Source organism: Gordonia oryzae (assembly GCF_003797185.1).
Lineage (GTDB): Bacteria > Actinomycetota > Actinomycetes > Mycobacteriales > Mycobacteriaceae > Gordonia > Gordonia oryzae.
In genome coordinates this window covers 96016-116545 of sequence record NZ_RKMH01000004.1, presented here as the reverse complement: position 1 = coordinate 116545, position 20530 = coordinate 96016, and the positions used below count along the sequence as shown (strand labels likewise).

General features: G+C 67.3%; 17 protein-coding genes and 1 riboswitch. Of the genes, 10 read left to right on the top strand and 7 right to left on the bottom strand.

The window, feature by feature from the left end:
* Positions 1 to 154: 154 nt before the first annotated feature.
* Positions 155 to 757 carry a class I SAM-dependent methyltransferase gene (locus EF294_RS06445; RefSeq protein ID WP_123927058.1) on the bottom strand — a complete coding sequence of 201 codons (603 nt, stop codon included), beginning with the start codon at positions 755 to 757 and terminating at the stop codon, positions 155 to 157.
* A 137-nt stretch (positions 758 to 894) separates the two neighbouring features.
* Between EF294_RS06445 and EF294_RS06440 the strand changes: the two genes are divergently transcribed.
* A complete protein-coding gene (locus EF294_RS06440; RefSeq protein WP_123927054.1) occupies positions 895 to 1677 on the top strand; it encodes an LLM class F420-dependent oxidoreductase in 783 nt (260 codons plus the stop codon).
* Between the two features lie 355 nt (positions 1678 to 2032).
* Here the strand turns inward: EF294_RS06440 and EF294_RS06435 are convergent, their stop codons facing one another.
* The gene (locus EF294_RS06435) at positions 2033 to 3388 is read right to left on the bottom strand and encodes an ABC transporter ATP-binding protein (RefSeq protein WP_123927051.1); all 1356 of its coding nucleotides are present in this window, start codon (positions 3386 to 3388) and stop codon (positions 2033 to 2035) included.
* Positions 3389 to 3413: 25 nt separating this feature from the next.
* Positions 3414 to 5177, bottom strand: coding sequence for an ABC transporter permease (locus EF294_RS06430; protein ID WP_123927048.1), 1764 nt, complete (start codon positions 5175 to 5177; stop codon positions 3414 to 3416).
* A gap of 238 nt (positions 5178 to 5415) precedes the next feature.
* Positions 5416 to 5588, bottom strand: a riboswitch (M-box (ykoK) riboswitch).
* Positions 5589 to 5757: 169 nt separating this feature from the next.
* Between EF294_RS06430 and EF294_RS06425 the strand changes: the two genes are divergently transcribed.
* The gene (locus EF294_RS06425; protein ID WP_123927045.1) at positions 5758 to 7833 is read left to right on the top strand and encodes a TPM domain-containing protein; all 2076 of its coding nucleotides are present in this window, start codon (positions 5758 to 5760) and stop codon (positions 7831 to 7833) included.
* Between the two features lie 266 nt (positions 7834 to 8099).
* On the opposite strand, the gene ggh is transcribed toward EF294_RS06425, so the two are convergent.
* The gene (gene ggh, locus EF294_RS06415; RefSeq protein WP_123927042.1) at positions 8100 to 9440 is read right to left on the bottom strand and encodes a glucosylglycerate hydrolase; all 1341 of its coding nucleotides are present in this window, start codon (positions 9438 to 9440) and stop codon (positions 8100 to 8102) included.
* An 81-nt stretch (positions 9441 to 9521) separates the two neighbouring features.
* Between ggh and EF294_RS06405 the strand changes: the two genes are divergently transcribed.
* Positions 9522 to 10343 (top strand): SDR family oxidoreductase, encoded by an 822-nt coding sequence (locus tag EF294_RS06405; protein WP_246007720.1) that lies wholly within the window; start codon positions 9522 to 9524, stop codon positions 10341 to 10343.
* 21 nt (positions 10344 to 10364) lie between these two features.
* Here the strand turns inward: EF294_RS06405 and EF294_RS06400 are convergent, their stop codons facing one another.
* Positions 10365 to 10775 (bottom strand): nuclear transport factor 2 family protein, encoded by a 411-nt coding sequence (locus EF294_RS06400; protein ID WP_246007719.1) that lies wholly within the window; start codon positions 10773 to 10775, stop codon positions 10365 to 10367.
* 207 nt (positions 10776 to 10982) lie between these two features.
* Between EF294_RS06400 and EF294_RS06390 the strand changes: the two genes are divergently transcribed.
* The 6 genes from EF294_RS06390 (at position 10983) to EF294_RS06365 (ending at position 16972) form a co-directional block, all read left to right on the top strand.
* Positions 10983 to 12176 carry a hypothetical protein gene (locus EF294_RS06390; protein WP_246007718.1) on the top strand — a complete coding sequence of 398 codons (1194 nt, stop codon included), beginning with the start codon at positions 10983 to 10985 and terminating at the stop codon, positions 12174 to 12176.
* Entirely contained in the window at positions 12161 to 12838 is a 678-nt protein-coding gene (locus tag EF294_RS06385) for a DUF4129 domain-containing protein (protein ID WP_123927038.1), read from the top strand. Before EF294_RS06390 ends, EF294_RS06385 begins: the two co-directional genes overlap by 16 nt.
* Entirely contained in the window at positions 12835 to 14154 is a 1320-nt protein-coding gene (locus EF294_RS06380; protein ID WP_246007717.1) for a DUF4350 domain-containing protein, read from the top strand. Before EF294_RS06385 ends, EF294_RS06380 begins: the two co-directional genes overlap by 4 nt.
* Entirely contained in the window at positions 14151 to 15152 is a 1002-nt protein-coding gene (locus EF294_RS06375) for an AAA family ATPase (protein ID WP_123927035.1), read from the top strand. The genes EF294_RS06380 and EF294_RS06375 overlap by 4 nt, the downstream gene beginning before the upstream one ends.
* The gene (locus EF294_RS06370; RefSeq protein ID WP_123927031.1) at positions 15152 to 16444 is read left to right on the top strand and encodes a DUF58 domain-containing protein; all 1293 of its coding nucleotides are present in this window, start codon (positions 15152 to 15154) and stop codon (positions 16442 to 16444) included. The genes EF294_RS06375 and EF294_RS06370 overlap by 1 nt, the downstream gene beginning before the upstream one ends.
* Before the next feature lie 108 nt (positions 16445 to 16552).
* On the top strand, positions 16553 to 16972 hold the full coding sequence (locus EF294_RS06365; protein ID WP_123927028.1) for a hypothetical protein: 420 nt from the start codon (positions 16553 to 16555) through the stop codon (positions 16970 to 16972).
* A gap of 268 nt (positions 16973 to 17240) precedes the next feature.
* On the opposite strand, the gene EF294_RS06360 is transcribed toward EF294_RS06365, so the two are convergent.
* A complete protein-coding gene (locus tag EF294_RS06360) occupies positions 17241 to 18236 on the bottom strand; it encodes a stage II sporulation protein M (RefSeq protein WP_123927025.1) in 996 nt (331 codons plus the stop codon).
* Between the two features lie 83 nt (positions 18237 to 18319).
* Between EF294_RS06360 and EF294_RS06355 the strand changes: the two genes are divergently transcribed.
* Positions 18320 to 19189 (top strand): RDD family protein, encoded by an 870-nt coding sequence (locus EF294_RS06355; protein ID WP_123927022.1) that lies wholly within the window; start codon positions 18320 to 18322, stop codon positions 19187 to 19189.
* A gap of 41 nt (positions 19190 to 19230) precedes the next feature.
* Here EF294_RS06355 and EF294_RS06350 read toward each other — a convergent pair whose 3' ends face one another.
* Positions 19231 to 20427: an acyl-CoA dehydrogenase family protein gene (locus EF294_RS06350; RefSeq protein WP_123927019.1), complete on the bottom strand. Its 1197-nt coding sequence runs from the start codon at positions 20425 to 20427 to the stop codon at positions 19231 to 19233.
* Between the last annotated feature and the right edge of the window lie 103 nt (positions 20428 to 20530).

Here is a 20530-nt window from a genome sequence, read left to right as displayed (position 1 = left end):
CGCCCGCAATCGATTCCGTGACCTACTACAGACGGGCAACGGATTCGCGCGGATCAACGTCGGGTGCTCACCCCGAGGCATTGACACCCAAGGCATTGACCGAAGCGATCACCGATCGCGCGCGTCCTCGACGCTCACGGCCAGAGCTACCGATCTACATGCGCCGCGCCCGCAGCACCACATCGTGGATGTGGTGACCCCCGCCGGCGGGACGCCCCCGTTCGCGCGTCTCGTGCGTGATCACCTGCCAACCCTCGCCCAGCATCTCGGCGATGTCGCCGGGCTGGATGTAGTCGGCCGGGTCGAAGCCATGGGCCCGCACACCCTCGGGGGCATGTGCCACCACAAGCAACGTTCCGCCCGGTCCGACCGCATCGATGAGCTTGCGCGCCACCGCGACGTCAACTGCCGCGATCGGGAAGTAGTGGGCGGTAACCAGTGCAAAGTCACGGCCAGGGACATCGTCGGCGACGAGATCGGCCTGCAACCAGGTGATCGCTGGACGGGCGTCGGTGTCCCTCGCCCGATCTATGGCAACCGGGGAGATGTCGAGCGCGGTGACCTGCCATCCGTGATCGGCGAGCCACCGGGCGTCTGCTCCCTCACCGGATCCCACCTCAAGCGCGGTACCGGACGTCAGGTCCGAAACCTCGATCGGGAGCGCGGGATTGACCTCGCTCGTCCATAATCTGTCGGTAGCGCGATATCGCGCATCCCATTCGGCCGCGCTGTCGGGATTGCCGTCTGGAGTGCCCATACCTCGACTCTGGCACGACCGCACCCGATCATCGACGCTTCTTGCCGCAACGGCAAGTAATGGTCCTCAGCACGACGAAGTCCACCGCGGACCAACGGGGGTGCGCATACCCGGCCCGTGAGGGCAAGATGGGACCCATGGCATTCCCCATTCGCATCGGTGTCCAGATCCAGCCCCAGCACGCTCCCGACTACTCACTCATTCGCGACGCGGTTCTGCGCGCCGAGGATGCCGGCGTCGACGTCATCTTCAACTGGGATCACTTCTACCCGCTCTATGGTGATCCCGACGGCGCCCATTTCGAGTGCTGGACGATGCTCGGCGCCTGGGCCGAACAGACCGAACGCGTGGAGATCGGCGCGCTGGTCACCTGCAACTCCTACCGCAACCCCGAACTGCTCGCCGACATGGCACGCACCGTCGACCACATCTCCGGCGGCCGGTTGATCCTCGGCATCGGCGCCGGCTGGTTCCAGAAGGACTACGACGAGTACGGCTACCAGTTCGGTACCGCAGGTTCACGACTCGCCGACCTCGCCGAGGCGTTGCCTCGTATCGACTCACGGCTAAAGGAGCTGAATCCGGCGCCCACCCGGCACATCCCGGTGCTGATCGGCGGTAGCGGCGAGCGTAAGACGCTTCCCCTCGTCGCCCAGTACGGCGACGCGTGGCACGGCTTCAACGACGTTGAGACCTACCGCCACAAGTCGAGCGTGCTCGCCGAGCACTGCGCCGCCGCCGGCCGCGACCCGGAGAGCATCGAGCGGTCCGCGGGCGTGCAGTACAAGGATGACGTCGATGCCCTGCTCCGCGACGCCGACGCCATCAGCGCCGAAGGCGTGACGCTGCTGACCGTGGGCATCACCGGCCCCGACTACGACATGACCCCCGTCGAGGCACTGTGCCGCTGGCGCGGATGAGCTGACACCCATGTCAGTGCTATGGATCGTCACTGATCAGCGGCGACACTTCGTAGGTGGACCGGATCTGGTCGATCACCCCGGTGGTCTACCCGGCGCAGTGGTGGGTGATCGTCGCGTTCGGCGCGTCGGCAGCGGGCTCGGTGCGGCAGCCAACCCCTCCTCGGCGCCACGCTCCTAACCCTGTTGTTCGTCGGATCGGCGAGGTTCACCGAGTCGACCACGCTGGGCAAATACCCGGAGTACGCCGACTACCAGCGCCGCACGGCCGGCTTCGCGCCGATACCACCGCGACACCGCGCTCGACGCCACGTCATGACGCCGAGCGCTGGGCTCATGCTTCGGCCGCCACGGCTCACCCCTTGAACGCCGGATCGAGCGAGACCTGGTCGGAGTCCGAGTCGTAGTCGAACATCTCCCCGTATCGTCCCCAGTCCACGGCGATCGCGAACTGACGTTCTGCGTCGGCGGTACCGAAGCCGCGGCTGAGCAGGTCGAGGAAGAACCCGGCCCGCAATTTGCCGTCGGAACTGCTGCGCAGGGCGCGGATGATGGTGCGTACCAACGGCGCCCCCGTACTGGCCTGGGTGGCGAAGATCTCCTTGCTGTCCTGGATGCTGGCGCCGTCGAAGCGCGTACCGACCTCGGTGATGTGCAGGTCACCGTCCCGGGCCTCCATCAGGCCGAGAAGCACCGCGGCGTCGACCAGCGGGAGGAGGTCGTCGATCTCGAAGTTGAGGGTGGTGGCGAGGTCAGGCAGATCGGCGTCACCACCTTGCGCGACGAGGATCTCGATGAGGCCGGCGATCCCGCCGACCGACGCGGCGGGCAGCGGCCGGCTCACCGGGGTCGCCTCGACGGCAACGGCATTCAGCTCGGTCACCGGTACCGACCCGTTGGGGTCGAACCGCCCGGTGAGCACCCCGTACAGCTCGTCGACCAACGACACGAACTGCGGCGACTCCCGATCCCGGGGTCGGGGCATCGGGACTCGTGCCTCGTGAATAATGCGGCCGGGCTTGGAACCGAGGACGACGACGCGGTCGGCGAGCAGCACCGCCTCCTCGATGTTGTGGGTCACGATGCAGATGCTCTTGGTCGGGAAGTCCGATCCGGTCCACAGATCGATCAACTCGTTGCGCAGGTTCTCCGCGGTCAGCACGTCGAGGGCGGAGAACGGCTCGTCCATCAGCAACAGGTCGGGCTGCAGTACCAACGCCCGCGCGAATCCGACGCGTTGCCGCATGCCACCGGAAAGCTCACGCGGATAGGCTGATTCGAAGCCGTCGAGTCCAATGGTGTCGATGGCGGCCAAGGCCCGCCGGCGCCGCTCGTCGGGACTCACACCGAGCGCGGCCAGCCCCAGCTCGACGTTGGCCTGCACCGTCAGCCATGGCATCAGTGCGAACGACTGGAAAACCATGGCCGTCGACGCGTTGGCGCCCGACAACTCCTTGCCATTGGCGAGCACCGATCCGGTGCTGGCCGGGATCAGCCCGGCGATGATGCGCAGCAGCGTCGACTTACCCGAGCCGGAACGTCCGAGCAGGGCGACGATCTCACCCGGTTCGATACGGAGGTTGATGCCGTCGAGCACGGTCAGCACGTCGCCGCGCGGGCCGTCGAAGCTCTTGGTCAATCCGCTGATCTCGATCAGGGGTGCGGGCACGGTGGCACCTCGGGTCTGCTCGTCGGTGATGGTGACGGTCATGGGAATTCCTCTTTCGCAAGCAGTTTCACAGTGAGTAGCGGCGCTCGGCAAGGGCATAGAGCCGGCGCCAGAAGGCGGCGTTGGTGGCGACGACGAAAAGGCACATCACGACGATGCCCAGCAACAGCAGTGCGGTATGTCCCGGCGCCGACGACGCGGTCTGTTCGGCGATGTAGTTGCCCAGCCCGTAGGCATGGTGGTCGGTGCCGTTGTAACTGACGAATTCGGCGACGATGGAGGCGTTCCACGCCCCGCCGGCCGCGGTGATGCCGCCGGTGACGAAACTGGCAAAGATGCCCGGCAGCAACACATATCGCCAACGCAACATCCGCGGCAGCCGCATGTCGCGGGACGCCTCGAGCAGGTCGTTGGGGATCGCGCCCGCCCCGGCGATCACGTTGAACAGGATGTACCACTGCGTGCCGAGGGCCATCAGGACGATGCCGCCGATGTTCAGCGGAATGTGCCAGGCGATGAACACGGCCATCACCATCGGGAAAAGGAAGTTTGCCGGGAAGCTGGCGCACACCTGCACCACCGGCTGCAGCATCCGGGTCAGCCTCGGGTTGAGTCCGATGATCACACCGATCGGCACCCAGATCGCGCTGGCGACGATCATCAGCACCACCACGCGCGCCATGGTCGCCAGGCCCATGGCGAATACACTGCCGACGGTGCTGAGGTCAGCCCAGGCCGCGATCGATTCGACCACCCGCCACGTCGTGTAGACCAGGACCGCGAGCACCGCGACGACGAAGATGACGTCACCGGTGCGGCGGCGGGTCACGGTGGTCGTGGTCACCGGTTGCGTACGGCCACCGAGGAATCCGCAGACCCGATCGAGGAACGCGGACACCGGCGCGAACACGATGCCCGCGGCCCGGCCGGCATTGGATCGGCGCAGCAGCGAGAGCATCACCGACTTGGGTTCCACGCCCGATGCCGAGTTCTCGATGCGGAACCGCTCGACCCAGGCGGTCAGCGGGCTCCAGAACACCGCGTTGAGGACGACGACGACGATCACCATCGTCAGAATCGCCCACCAGATCCGGGACAGCTGACCGGCATCCGATGCCGAGGCGACATAGGCGCCGATCCCCGGCAGTGCGTAAGAGTTGCCGCCGACGGTGACCGCCTCCGACGCGGTGAGGAAGAACCACGCACCACCGAAGCTCATCATCGCGTTCCACACCATCGGGATCAGACCGCTGGGTACGTCGAGCCGCCAGAATCGTTGCCAGCGCGTCAGTCTCAGATTCACCGCGGCCTCGGTGAGATCGCGGGGCTGGCTGACGAGCGACTGGTAGAAGGCGAACGTGATGTTCCAGGCCATCGAGGTGAAGATCGCGAAGATCGACGCGCACTCCAGCCCGAGTTCCGATCCGGGGAACAGGGCGACGAAGAACGTCACGGTCACCGACAGAAAGCCGAGGATCGGAACCGATTGCAGGATATCGAGAATCGGCAACAGCACCGTCCGTGCCCGCCGCGATCGGGCTGCCAGCGTGGCGTACACGAGGGTGAAAACGATCGACAACCCCAGGCCGATGAACATCCGAAGAAGCGAACGTGCCGCGTAATAGGGAAGTTTCGCGGGATCGGTGTCGATCGACGACGGGGCGCCGGCCAAATCGGCTGGCGCGCCCATGGCGTGAGCCAGGGTGATGATGCACCAGATCAGGGCCGCGGCCCCGACGAGAACCAGGATGTCGGCGGGCCAGGCGCGCGGACGTACCCGTTCGGGCCGCCCGGCGGTCGGCGGCGCACCCCGACGCAGAACTGTGGTCATGTCTGAAAGCCTTTCGCGAACAGTGCTGTTGGCGGATAGCGCCGGAGGCACAAGGCGCTCCTCGGCGTCAGCTACCCGACGGCACAGCGGTGAACGGCCGCGTCGGACCGGTCGCGCGGGTATGCGAGCACGACGACGGACCGGCCAGCAGCCGGAAGAGTCAGTTGATCATGGGGGGTGGTACCCGCGTCAGCGCCGGGTACCGGATATAGACGGGCCGTCACTCATGTGCCCCACCTCCTACGTCTCCTCGTCAGACCTTTGGCACTTCGCGGCGTCACCCGTACGACGACGGGAGCCAATCGGGACTCACCCTTGATCCGAATGAATCTGTCCTGACCCTTGGCGTCTCTCGACGTTCGGGGTCGCTGGCCTGTTTCCGCGAAGGAGCCTCAGCGAACAAGCGCACCTTGCGAAGCAAGGCTGGCACCGAAGTGCGCCGCGCGCAAGCCCGGCGTCGCCGACCCCGGCAATCCCGACGACCCGCCACCGGCCACGGGCCGCAATTCGGGCAAGCCGGTCGCTGCCGACGCACCGCACCTCGCCGACACCCGCGCACTGATGGCCTAGATTGAGTGACATGCTGTGTTCGGGATCGCCGGGGCAGACCCGGCACGCCATGCGATCGACGGGGCGAGTCTCGCCGGCCAACCTCGGACTCGCGGCGGTGGCGTTTGTCGCCGCCGTTCTGTTCGGACCGCTTCTGCTCGGGACGGGCGCAGCCCACGCCGAGCCACCTAGCCGGCTACCCGAGCCGATCTCCGACCCGGCCGGCGTGCTATCGGTCGATCAGCGCGCCCAGATCCAGACGGCGACCGACAATCTGTACAACGATCACAGCGTCCAACTATGGGTGGTCTACGTCAAGAATTTCGACGGCCGGAACCCCGAGGATTGGGGCCGCAAGACCGCCGAACTCAGCGGGCTCGACAACCATGAGGTACTGCTCGCCGTCGCCACCGAGGACCGCGCCTACTGGTTCGGCACGATCGGCTCGGTCGACGGGGTGACCCAGTCGAACCTGTCGGACATCGCCACCGGCGACATCGTTCCCGCCCTCAAGAAGGGCAACTACCCAGGTGCCGGCGTGGCAGCCGTCGACGGTCTCTCCGATGTCCTCACCCCGTCGCACACCGGACTGATCGTCGCCGGGTCGGTAGCCGGTGTCGCCGTCGTCGGTGCGGGTGGGATGTGGGTTTACTCCCGTCGACGCAAGCGCCGCGCCCTCGACAGCGGGCTCGCGACGATGCGGGAGCAGGAACTGACGGTCGACCAGCTGGCCGCGCAACCGCTCGACGTGCTCGACCCGTGGTCGCGGGAGGTACTCACCGACACCGACAACGCGATCCGCACCAGCGAGGAGGAATTGCGGCTTGCGGTCGGCGAATTCGGTGAGGCGCAGACCGCTCCGTTCACCGCTGCGGTGGCGCAAGCACGTAAGGCGCTGGCGGCGTCGTTCACGGTGCGCCAGCGTCTCGACGACAACATCCCCGAGACCCCCGACGAGCAACGGGCGATGCTTCTGCAGATCATCACCGCCTGCACCGACGCCGACGACGCCCTCGACGAGCAGGTGGCGGCGTTCGACGAGATGCGTAACCTGCTGATCAACGCCGACGCCCGGTTTGACGAGATCACCCGGCGGCTGGTCGATCTGCATACCCGTGCCGACGCCTCGGCTCGGCAGCTCGACGCTCTCGTCTCCCGTCACGGTGCGCAACAGTGTGCCTCGATCCTGCACAACGTGGAGCTGGCGCGTCAGGAGATCGGATTCGCCGAGCGGAGCGCCGATCAGGGGCGCGAGGCGATCTCCCGGCCGGCTGGAGAACAGGGCCCGGCGGTCGCCGACATCCGCGCCGCGGAGGGCGCGATCACCCAGGCGACCCACCTGCTCGACGCCATCGACAACGCCGAGGGCAACATCGCCGCCGCACACTCCCGGATGCCCGCGCTGATCACCGAGGTCGAGGGAGAGCTGGCCGAGGCCGCACAGCTCGGTGCCGACGGCGGGCCGGAGCTGGCGTCGGCGGTCGCGAGGGCGACCTCGGCCGTGCAGGCCGCGCGCAGCGGATTCGATGCCGACCCGCTCGGTGTGTTCACCTCCCTCGTCGACGCCGACTCCGCGCTGGACAAGGCTCTCGACGCCGCACGCGGGGCGGCTGCCGAACGCACCCGGCGGTCCGAGATGCTCGGTGCGGCATTGACATCGGCGCAGGCGAAGGTGTCGGCGGCACGCGACTTCATCGGTACCCGACGCGGTGCGGTGCAGTCGGTCGCGCGGACCCGCCTCTCCGAGGCCGAGCGATTGCTGGCCGACGCGCAGCACGTCGGCGCCACTGATCCCTTCGCGGCCGCCGATGTGGCTCGGCGAGCGGGCGCGCTGGCCGATCAGGCGCTGATGGCCGCGCAGGCAGACGTGGTCGGCTGGCAGCAGGGTCAGCAACCGCGAGCGCATGAATCATCTACGGCCGGAGCGGTTCTCGGTGGCATCCTGGTCGACAGCTTCCTGCGCGGGACAATGCGCGGCGGCGGTTTCGGTGGTGGTGGATTCGGTACTGGTGGATTCGGGGGCGGCTACACCAGTGGTGGGCGTAGTCCCGGGTCGTTCGGCGGATCGTCGAGTTCCGGGCGGATCGGGGTCGGCGGTCGGTTCTGAGCGAACGGGCGGTGAACTCTGGTGGTGCTGCGCCGCAAGGGTTTGCGCGGCATGAGATTTCAGTGCGCAGGGTTCTTGACGAACTGGGTCGGGTCGCGGCGAAGTGCCCGCCGCGGACATGACCGGTGGTGTCGTCGTCGGTAGCGCGAGCCGCGGAATGCCGCGGGTATGCGTCACGCAAGACCGGTGCCAGCACGAGGGAGCGACACCTACTGCGATGTCGCGCCCTCGACATGCGGGGCGGTCGTCATGTGTCGCTTGGTGTGTCAGTCCAACCAATCCAACACCGACGCGGCGGTCCAACTCTGCTGCATGCTGCCGAGCGGCTCGCCGGTGAAGGGTTCGTAATACTCGGCGAAGGCGCCGTCAGTGGCCTGACGCAGACCTTCCTCGCGCAGTCGCGCCGACCGTTCGGGCCAGCCCCGACGCGCGAACGCCCAACTGAACAACCACGTCATCACCGGCCAGACCGGTCCGCGCCAGTATTCGCGCGACCGGAAGTCCGCAGAGATCGGCGATGTCGACGGCGGTACGGCGTAACGCAGGTCGGGATGTCCGCAGAACCGCGGCCCGTCGAACAGTCGGAGCAGTGCGCGCTCCTGCTCGCGCGACAACCCGCCGCACAGCAGCGGCGCGAACTGCGCGATCGTCTCGGTGGTGATCCACCTGTCGGCGCGAAGGTCGAAATCCCTTGCTGCGCCATTTCGTTCATTTGCCGCCGCGGCCACTCCGGTTCGGTAGCGATCGGCCCAGGCTCGCAGGTCCCGAACGTCGGACCGCGGTTTGGAGTACTCCTCGCCGATGGTCGCCAGCACGTCGCAGGCGAGCGAGAAGATGGCGCTGACGAAGACGTCCTCCACGGCAAAGCTCATCACCTTGGGGAGCAACTCGTCGTCGTAATTGGCGCGCTTCATCTCCTCGACCAGCCAGATATAGCGGTCGTACTCGTCATCGGAGGGTCGCATCGACAGGTCGGTGACATGATCGAGGTCGGCGCGCTGGTACGGGGGGAGATCGTCGCCGGGGATGACGCCCGCGTAGGGCTTGTCCCAGCGCGGGGAATTGTCCATCCCGGACTCCCACCCGTGATAGATCGTGATGCGTCCACGACCGTGGGGGTCGCGGGCGTGCGCGAGCCAGCGGTGCCAGCGCACCAGGGCGCCCCACCGCCGGTCGATGAACTCGTTGGCCATCGAGCGGGTGGTCCGACCGTGGCGGCGCGAGTGGTCCAGAATGCGTTGCACGGCGATCGCGTGCACGGGCGGCTGGGTGATCCCGGAGGTGTCGGGGTAGTCGGGCGCACACTCGGCCAGGCGCGCGCACTCCCAGCGTTGGGGTCCGGGGAAGTAGCCGTCGCGGCCATTGGCGAACACGATGTGCGGGATCATCCCGTTGGACCACTGCGCCGAGAGCAACGTGTCCATCTCGATGACCGCGCGTTCCACCGACAGCGGCGCCAGTCCCACGGTGACGAACGCCGCATCCCAACTCCACATGTGCGGGTACAGACGAGGGGCGGCGCTGGTCATCGTGCCCAGGTCGTTGCCACGCAACAGGTATGCGGCACGCGCCGCGAGCTGGGTGGGGGTGAAACCGTTGCGCGCCATGCGGAGATTCTGCCCCGTCGTGCTCCTCGGCGCCGGATGAGGATCGGCGAACAATGCGACGCCCGGTTCTAAGCTCGGCTCATGCCCACCGCATTGATCACCGGGGCCAGTCGTGGCCTCGGCGCCGCCATCGCCCGTCAACTCGCCCCGACCCATGATCTGCTGCTGGGCGGGCGTCCGTCGGCTGAACTCGACGCCCTTGCCGCTCAGCTCGACGGCGCCGGGAGCGAAGCGAGCGGGCCGCATTCACCCGGCGCCGGGAGCGAAGCGAGCGGGCCGCATTCACACGGCGCCGGGAGCGAAGCGAGCGGGCCGCATTCACCCGGCGCCGGGAGCGAAGCGAGCGGGCCGACCAGTCACCGAGCATCGACGTTTGCGGTCGAGCTGACTGATCACAAGGCGGTGGAGGCCGCCGCGCGGACCATCTCGTCGCTGGATGTGCTCGTGCACAACGCGGGTGTCGGGAGCAGTCTGTTGCCGGTCGGGGAGACTCCCGTCGACGAATGGCGTCACCTTCTCGAGGTCAATCTCATCGCGGCGGCTGAGCTGACCCGCGTCTTGCTCCCGGCGCTGCGTGCATCGGGCGGGCACATCGTCTTCATCAACTCGGGTGCGGGCCTGCGCGCCAATCCGGGCTGGGCCGCCTACGCGGCGAGCAAGTTCGGGTTGCGCGCGCTCGCCGACGCGCTACGCCTCGAGGAACCGTCATTGCGGGTCACCTCGGTCTTCCCCGGTCGGATCGACACCCGCATGCAGCGCGACCTGATCGCGATCGAGGGCAAGGAGTACGACCCTGGTCAGTTCCTCAAGCCGGAGACCGTCGCGTCGGCCGTCGTGCATGCCATCCAGACGCCTGCTGATGCCCATCCCGCCGAGATCGTGCTGCGGCCGACGGGCCGATGACCGCCGATAGGTGACTGCGGCTCAGAGCTGGACGAGATCGCCGGGTTGCCACACCGCTCGCATCGAGGCGATCTTGCCGTCCGCATCGAAGACCATGATGTCGACCGGGGTGATCTCGAAGCGCATGCCGGAGGTGCCGGTGACGAGGGTGAACTCGAAGACCGCGGTGTCGCCGGCGATCTTCTTCCACTTGAGCGTGGCGGTGCGCTCGTCCATGTTCGTGATGATCGAGTAGAACTCGACGAGTTGCTCGCGGGTGTTGCGAACGTCGGCACCGATCGGGTCCTCGACGGTCGCGTCGGGGGCGTAGAGGTCGGCGATCTGTTCGGCCGTGCCGTTGGTCAGGAAGTCGATGTATTTCTCGACGACCTCGGCGATCTGGGCGTGCGCCCTGTCGGAGTCCTGCGCATTGCTGTCCTGCTCGACGCTCATCGAGTATCCCCTCTGTTTCCAGAAATTAGAACGTGTTCTCGTTCGACGATAGCAGCGGCGGGCAACGCCCGAATGGGTTCTTCTGTCATCCGGACAACTGATACCCACAGCTGTCCGCACGGCATCGAACATCGCGAATTTGATAGGTTCACACTTGTGTGTCCGACAACGGCGCGGACGCGATCATCGGTTCGTCGAGGGAGCCCCATGAGCCAGCCACCGGGAGACGGCTCAGGGCACTCGGGGTGGGTGGCGCCGGGAGCGGAGCGAGCGGGCTACGATCCACCGGCGCCGGGAGCGGAGCGAGCGGGCTACGATCCACCGGCGCCGGGAGCGGAGCGAGCGGGCTACGAGTGGCCCGCGCCATTCGGAGCGGTCGACCAGTGGACGCCGACACCACCGCCTCCGCCGATCACCGGCCCCCAGTGGGGGACTGCGGTCGGCGGGCAGCCGGGTGTCGTCGCCCCGCAGAATCCCCGGTATGTGCCACGCCACGTGGGTCCCCCGCCGACGCACAAGCCGGGCATCATCGCGCTGCGTCCGCTGAACGTCGGTGATCTGATCAGCGGGACGTTCGCGGCGGTCTTCGGTAATCCGCGCGTCTACTTCGGGTGGTCGGCGGTGGTCAGTGCGGTCGCCACGGTTGGCGGCCTGCTGGTCCTGGTCGTTGTTCGGTTGGTGAGCGACGCGGGACTCTTCGATGTACGAGCATGGCTGGCCGGCGGGCCCGATGCGGTGTCCGACGCCGCGTGGGTCGGGCGATGGATGCTCGCCGGGCTGGTGGCCTACCCGGTCGCGCGTGATGTCGTGGGTGCCCGCTCGGGGTGGGTCGAATCGTGGCGATTCATGCGCGGATCCATTTGGCGAATCCTCGGCGGCACAGCACTTCTCGGGCTGGTGACGCTTGTCTGCCTCACTCCTGCCGTCGTTGTGATCGAACTCGGTCTCGATTCGGTGGGCGTCGCCACGTTCGTCGCCGTGCTGATCGTCACCGCGGTGCTGGTGCTCGCGTACTCGTGGCTCTACATCCGGATGTCGCTGACGGTGCCCGCGGCTGCCGTCGAGGGTCTGGGTCCCGTTGCGGCCCTGGCGCGTTCGGTCACACTGACCCGGCGATCGTTCGGCCGCTACTTTGCTGTGGTCCTGCTGCTGAACCTCATCACCGTGGTCATCGAGTTCGTGCTGTCGCAGGTCGTCGATGCGGTGACCGGCCTCAGCGGTGGAGTGCTCGGCGGTGTAATCGCCATCGTGGCGGCGACGCTCGTCGCAGCACTCATACAGACGCTGATCGCGGTGGCAACGGCACTGATGCATGTCGATGCCCGAATCCGCACGGAGGGCTTCGATATCGAACTGAACCAGTCCTTGTCCGGAGGGGGTACGCCGTGGGCGCCGCGCTGACCGTGCTGGCCGACGGCTTGACGCCGGGCAACGACGAGGCTCGCCAGTGGGCCCGCGATGCGTGGTCGGATTCGCGGGGTTCAGGACCCAGCGCCGCCGACCGGCTCTTCGACGACATCGGGCGCTGGATCACTGATCGCCTGCTCGACGTGGTGGGTGCGGGCAAGACCGTACCGGGCATCATCGCGATCATCGCGGCAGTCGTGGTGGTTGCCCTGCTGATCTACGGCATCAGATTCATGCACCGCACCCCGCGGACCGCCGCTGCCGAGGTCGACCGCAGTGTCCTGTCCGACGATCCGTCATCGGCGCGCACCTTGCGCGCCCGGTCCGAATCGTTGCTCGCAGAAGGAGACACGAACGGTGCCGTCGTCTACGCCATGCGCGCTCTGACCCGACGCTGCATCGAGCGCACCGTGCTCGATGACCTGCCGTCGTTGACTGCGCACGAGGTTGTGACCCGACTGCGCCCGGTGTTCGCCGACCATGCAGCCGATCTGGGCGCGGCCGCCGACCTGTTCGACCGCGTCGCCTACGGCCAGGCATCGGCGACCGCCGAGGAGGCGCGGCGACTGCTGGCCCTCGACGCCGAGCTGCGTTCGGCACGACCGTCCGCGGAGAGCGGAGTCGGCGCCGAAGAAGCCTATGCGGTGCCACGATGAGCGCGCCGAACCCCACGCCGACACTCGAGAAGACCGGCGGGACGCCGTATTCGAGCCTGGGCGCTGCCGAAACCAGACGGACACGATCGGGCCGTTGGGTGTGGTGGGTGGTCGGCGGTGTCGTCGTCGCGGTGGTCCTTGTACTCGCGGTGCTCGCCCTGGTTTCCGCAGCCGGGAGCCGCTCGTCGAACACCACCCCGCTCGATCCCGGCAACCGTGGCTCCGACGGAACGAGCGCGCTCGCGTCCATCATCGACGACCACGGCGTGAACGTCTCGGTCGTCCGCGGTCTCGACAGCCTGCGTGCGACGTCGGCCCCCGGTGCCGACACCACCGTGGTCATCAGCGGCCAGGCGGTGATCTCCGCCGATGTCGCCGAAGCCGTCTACGATCGGGTGCGCTCGGCGCATCGGGTGGTCCTGATCAATCCGACGTACCCGTTGCTTGCTGCCTTCACCTCGCAGGTCAGCACCGCCTACGGCGCAAGCCTTCTCCCGGTGAGCAAGGCCAACTGCACCCTCGAGGGCATCTCCCCCACCGACGTGGTCACCTCCGATCCGAGTACCGGCTTTGTCGGGGCAGTGAATACGGCGACCGGGGTCACCCAGTGCTTCTCACGCGGACAGGGCAGCGGCGCCAACCTGGTCACTGTGGCCGCCGAGCCGGGTGGGCTTTCGGTGGTGGCGATGACCGCCCCGATGACCCTCAACCAGAATCTGGCGCGCTACGACAACTCCGGCGTCGCGATACGCACCATGGCCACCACCGATCGTGTTCTCTGGTACGTCCCGCAACGCGATGACAAGGTGTCGGATCAGGATTCGAACACCGGCAGCTCTGCATCGGTGTTCCCACGGGCCGTCGGGCCGATGTTCCTGCTGGCGTTCTTCGCCGTGCTTGTCCTGATCCTCTGGCGGGGACGACGCTTCGGTCCGCTGGCGACCGAGCCGTTACCCGCCGTCGTCAAAGCCATCGAGACCACCCGGTCCCGAGGCCGCATGTACCGGCGGGCCGGCGCCGCCGACCGGGCGGCGGCCGTGCTGCGTGTGCACACCATCGCCGGGATCGCCGGGTATCTAGGGCTGCCGTACGACCCCGGCCGTGCTCTCGACACTCTCGGCGCACCGGATCTCCACACGTCATCGACCGATCCCGCGCTGGCTGCGATCATCTCCGCCGTCGCCGACGTCACCGGCCGGGACCCGGCGCAGGTGAGCGCTCTACTCGCCGGCCCGCTGCCCACTACCGATCCCGACCTGGTTCGGTTCACCGACGCCCTGACCGCCCTCGACAAGGAAGTCCTCCGCAGACCATGAATCCCGAGACACACGCCGCTTCCACGTACTCCCCCGCCTACACGCCTACGCGTGATCTGCGTGCCGCGTTGAGCGCGGTGCGCGGCGAGGTCGCCAAAGCCGTCGTCGGTCAGGATCCGGCCGTCGCCGGCATCCTCATCGCACTGCTATGCCGTGGCCACATCCTTCTCGAAGGTGTTCCGGGCGTGGCGAAGACGTTGCTGGTGCGTTCGGTCGCGGCAGCGCTATCGGTCGACACCAAGCGCGTGCAGTTCACCCCAGATCTGATGCCCGGTGACGTCACCGGCTCGCTGATCTTCGACAACGCTACCTCCGAGTTCAGCTTCCGTCCCGGACCGGTGTTCACCAATCTCCTTCTGGCAGATGAGATCAATCGAACTCCACCGAAGACACAAGCGTCGCTGCTGGAGGCGATGGAGGAGCGGCAGGTCTCGGTCGACGGTGTGCCCCGCCCGCTTCCCGACCCGTTTCTGGTGGCCGCGACCCAGAATCCCGTCGAGTACGAGGGCACCTATCCGCTGCCCGAAGCGCAGCTCGATCGCTTTTTGCTCAAGGTGACCCTTCCCGTCCCACCACGTGACGATGAAATAACGGTGCTCGCACGACATGCCGCCGGATTCGACCCGAAGGATCTCGGCGCGGCCGGGCTGCAACCGGTGGCCTCCGGCGCCGACATCGTCGCGGCCGCCGATGCCGTGCGGCACGTTGCGGTGGCCCCGCAGGTGGCGGCGTACATCGTCGACCTCGCCCGGGCCACCCGGAACTCACCGTCACTTGCACTCGGGGTCAGCCCGCGCGGCGCCACCGCACTGTTGTCCACCAGCCGGGCGTGGGCATGGCTGGGCGGACGGGACTTCGTCACACCAGATGACGTCAAGGCGCTGGCCCAATCGACGCTGGCACATCGTCTGTCGCTACGACCGGAGGCGGAGCTCGAAGGCGTGTCGGTGGCGGCGGTCCTCGACGCAGCCATCGCCTCGGTTCCCGTGCCGCGCTGATGGTGCTCACCGGCCGCTTCTTCGCGCTCGTGGTAGCGGGTGCAATCCCGGTGATCGCCTACCCACGCTATTGGGTGGCCCTGCTATGGGTTCTGGGATGCGTGATTCTCATGGTCGTCGATGTTGTCGCCGCCGGATCCACCAGAACCCTGCGGCTCTACCGGCTTCCGTCGGCGCCTATCCGCCTCGGCGAGTCCGGGAGCTCAGTTCTGATGGCGTACAACGTGACCGCCCGCCGATTCCACGCGCGGATCAACGATTCGTGGCAGCCGTCGGCAGGCGCGGCGAACGTGGTGCACGCGGTGTCGCTGGCTCCCGGCGAGCAGCAACAACTGGTGACCGCGCTGCGGCCCACCCGCCGGGGAGATCGGCTCACGCATCGGGTGACGGTACGGCGAATGGGACCGCTCGGACTGGCCGGGCGGCAATCGGGCCATATCGTACCCGGGTCCATCCGTGCCCTTCCACCGTTCGACTCCCGAAAGTTGTTGCCGTCCCGACTCGCCCGGCTCCGTCAGCTCGACGGCCGCTCGGCAGTGCGGATTCGTGGGCAGGGCACCGAATTCGACTCGCTGCGTGATTACGTCGACGGCGACGACGTGCGCAGCATCGACTGGCGCGCCACCGCTCGGCGCCGGTCGACGGTGGTGCGAACCTGGCAGCCCGAGAAGGACCGCCACATCGTGATCGTGCTGGACACCTCGCGCACCTCGGCGGGCCGCATCGGAGATTCTCCGCGTCTCGATGCGGCAATGGACGCGGCCCTGCTGCTGGCCGCCCTCGCGGCGCATGCCGGTGATCGCGTCGATCTGATCGCCGGTGATCGCGTCGTCCACCGGCGCGTGGTCGGCGCCTCCCGCACCACCGTGCTCGGCGACCTGGTCAACGCGATGACAACGTTGGAACCCGCTCTACTGGAGGCGGATTGGCCACTGCTGGCCGCCGAGGTGAGCGCATTGACCCGGCAACGGGCACTACTCGTATTGTTGACGCCCCTGGAACCGGCCGCCATCGAGGAGTCGATGCTGGCACCACTGTCGGTGCTGACCCAGCGGTACCGCGTGGTGATCGGATCAGTCCGTGACCCGCAGCTCGCCGCAATGGCAGGTCGGCGCGATGACGCAGCAGAGATCTACGACGCCGCCGCTGCCGCCCGCACCCTGGCGCTACGCGGACGCACCGGATCGGCCGTGTCGCGCCTGGGCGTCGATGTGGTCGATGCAGACCCGGCAGACCTGCCGGCGGCGCTCGCCGATCACTACCTCACCCTCAAGTCGCGCGGTCTGCTCTGAACCAGTCGGCGCGCTCCCCAACCCGGCCCGTTCGCTACCCTCGTGGCGGTCAGGAAACCCAATCTGGTTGAGAACCATCGCTACTCGCGTCCTACACACGATCATCGCGTGGCGTCCGGGACCACCCCGCAACGCGAACTCCGCGAAGCTGCCGACCGCGCCGCCAACGACGCCCGCGTCGAACGCATGGCTCTCGACGGCCGCGAACCAAGCTGGAGCCTCATGCTCAACCCCACTCCGCAAATGCTCGGAGACTACGGCTACGACACCGTCGAGGGCATGCGCGCCATGATGGAACAACGCCGCCAAAGCGCCCGCGAAACCGCAGCCCTGCTGGCCCGCGGCGCCGAGGACGACACCACCATCACCACCGACACCGAGGCCACCCGGCCCAGTGTCGCTGCCCTGCTCGCCATCAGCGACCGCCCCCGCAACGACCACCGGGCCGTCGCTGAGGCCCCCGCAGGCGCCAAGCAGCAGCTACCGACACCAACCCGCCAACAGCACACGCCGGGCCTCGAAAAGTAACCGGGACGGCGGAAACACGGGGGACTGATTCGCGACTTGGACGAAGCGAGTCAACGAGGTGCACCCCACGACAGCGTCGGTCTAGGCACCCGGTTGTTCCACCCGACCAACACTCGACCCGGACCAAACCCGTTGCCACGCGCCGCACTCGGCCGGTGCCGTCAGCCGCCAGCAGCCCTCACGCACGCGGTAGGGCCGGGACTGGCCCACGCCATCCCCGGCCACGACTCTTCAGGTCGGGGGGCACTTCAGCTCAGGGCACTTGCGCTCAGGCCGCTACGGGCACTGCGTCGCCGCGGTCCGGATCGGGGATATCGCCGCGCTCTCCGTCGTTGTAGGCCCACCGGCCGGCGGTGAACACGTAGACGAAGAATCCCACCCAGACGAACACGCCGATCCCGACACGTGCCCACGTGGGCAGCCCCGACGGTGTCACGAATGCCTCGATGAGCCCGGTGATCAGCAGCAGGACAACCAGTCCCAACGCAACACCGATCGCCGCGCGCCCCTGCTCGGCCAGCGACTGCATTCGTGTTCTCGCGCCGGGCGCAATCCACGACCAGAAGACCCGTAGACCTACTCCGGCGGAGACGAACAGGCAGGTCATCTCCAGTAGTCCGTGCGGGGTGATCAAACCGAAGAACACGTCGGCGCGACCGTGGCGGATCATGATCGAGGCGGTGACCGCGACGTTGAGGATGTTGCTCCACACCACCATCACGATCGGAAAACCGAAGACACCGAACGCGATACAGGTGGCGGCGAGCCAGAAGTTGTTAGTCCACACCCGCAGCGCGAACGACGTCGCGGCGTTCTCGGTGTAATAGTTCGCGAAATCGTTGTCGACGAGTCGTTGGATCTCGGCCGGACTGCCGAACGCGGTCTCGGTGCTGGGATGATCCAGGAACCACCAGGTCATCGCGAACATTCCGACGAACGACACGATCAAGACACTGAGCCACCACCAGCGCGTCGCATACAACGCCGCGGGGAACGTCCGTCCGAAGTAGCGACCGACGATCGTCCAACTGCTTTCCTTGACACCCGCAGATCGGGTCCGCGCCTTGGCCAACAACGCAGAGAGGTACCCGACGAGGGACGCGTCGGGAGCGGTGGACCGGATGACCGAGAGGTGCGTGGCGACCCGCTGGTAGGTGTCGATCAGTTCGTCGGCCTCCGCCCCGGAGAGCCGGCGGCGCTTGGTGAGCTGCTCGAGCCGCTCCCAGGTCGGCCGCTTGTCACTCACGTAGGCATCGAGATCCACCTGGACAGCTTAGAACGCCGAGCCATCGTGGAGTACCCGTGTGAACCGGTTGATCGACACCGCAGCCGGCGTGGTGCCCTAGAGTGTGGCGCATGTATCCGCAGCAGATGCCCTATTCGGTGCGGCCGTATCCGCCGGTCACCTGGGGTCGGGGCGGCCTCGGCACGGTCGGCGTCGGACGCGACGATCAGGTGTCGGGTGAGGCGGTCGCCCTCGACTTGCCGGCCGCCTCGTTCGGGCTGCGCATTCTGTCCGGGGTGATCGATCTGATCCTCGGTTACCTTGTGTTGATCCTCGGCGTCTATCTGTCGTTCAAGCTGGCCTATGACGTCGACGACGCGTTGTTCGGCGCCTGCCTCACGGTGTCGACGGTGATCGCATTCGCCACGGTGCCGACGACGTGGGAGACACTGACGCGTGGGAAAACCCTTGGGCACGTGATACTCGGGCTACGGACCGTCCGCGACGACGCCGGGCCGATCCGATTCCGCCACGCCCTGACCCGGGCGATGATCGGCGTGGTCGAGATCTACACGTTCTTCGGCGTCCCGGCAATGATCTGCGCGGCGGTGAACCGCCGCAACAAGCGCATCGGCGATCTCGTCGCAGGCACCTACGTGATCCGCGAACGCTTCACGATCTCACTGCCCGAACCGATTCCGATGCCGCCGGCCCTGGTCCCGTGGGCGAGGGCTGCCGACATCGCCGCTCTCCCGGACCCGTTGGCGGTGTCGGTACGGCAGTTCCTCACTCGTCGCGAGGCCTACAGTCCGGCGGCGCGCTCAGCTCTCGCCGAGCGTCTGATCTTCGCGATCGCGCCATTCGTCGCGCCCGCTCCCCCGCCGCAGGCGCCGACGGAGGACGTCCTCGCGGCGGTCATGGCAGCACGGCGGGAACGCGACTCCGCGCGCCTGGCCCGCGAGGATCGGCTGCGGACACGTCTGCTGCGCTGAGCTTTCCGGTCATCGACCGCGGTAACCGATGGACTCGACGGTTATTTGAGGTCGGCGCTGGACTTCCCGAGGATTCGGCGGGCGATGATCAGCTGCTGGATCTGCTGTGTGCCCTCGAAGATGTCGAGGATCTTGGCGTCGCGCGCCCACTTCTCGAGCAGCATGGTCTCCGAAAATGCCGCGGTCGCACCGAGTTCCACCGCCTTGTTGGTGATGTCGGTGACGGTGCGGCCCGCCTTGGCCTTCGACATCGACGCCTCGGTGGAGTTGGGCTCCTTGTTGTCGGCCATCCAGGCCGCCCGGACCGCGAGCAACCAGGAAGCCTCCCAATCGGATTCGAGCCGGATGAACTCGGCGACCGCGGCATGCTGGGTGGCCGCGGGGGCATCGTAGTCGATGGTGTGGCCGGCGTCGCCGAGCAGGCTGCGCAGTTCTTCGAGCGCGGCCCGGCCGAGTCCCACGGCCATCGCGGCGACCACCGGGCGGGTGTTGTCGAAGGTCTGCATGACCCCGGCGAAGGCCTTCTTGGTCTCCACTTCCGGTGAGCCGAGCAGGTTTTCGGCGGGCACACGCGCGTTCTCGAACCGCAGGACCGCGGTGTCGGAGGCCTTGATGCCCAGCTTGTGCTCGAGACGCACCACGCTCACGCCGTCGGCGTCGAGGGGCACGACGAAGCTCTTGATCGCGGCGCGACCGGCACTCTTGTCGACGGTGGCCCAGACCACGACGTGGTCGGCACGGGATCCGGCGGTCACGAAGATCTTCTCGCCGTTGATGACGTAATCGTCTCCGTCACGTGTGGCCGTCGTCGATACCGCCGCCGAGTCGGAGCCGAAGCTCGGTTCGGTGATCGCCATTGCCGCCCAGACACCGGAGAACTTCTCGAGCTGTTCCGGCGTGGCGACCGCGGAGATCGCCGCGTTGCCCAGGCCCTGATACGGGATGGATAGCATCAGGGCGACGTCACCCCACCCCATCTCGACGCCGTGCAGCACACCGCGGATGTTGGCACCGTTGACGGTGCCCGCATCGGCATCGGTGTCACCCGACTTGTCCGACTGCTTGGCCGCCTCGCGCGCCTTCTTGGCGAGTGCACCCAGGTCGTCGAGTTCCTTGGGGTATTCGTGCTCGGCCTTGTCGTATTTGCGCGAGACCGGTCGGAAGATGTGCTCGGCCGCGAGGTGGGCCTGCTCGACCGCCGAATCGTACTTCTTCGGGAGCTCCAGGTTGATCGCCATGCGGGCTATCTTACTCATAGGTAAGTTGCTGTCCAGCCCATGTTCCCGCAAGGCGATTTCTACCCTCGAGGGTTGACCTACCACGGTGGACTCGCCTTTCGGA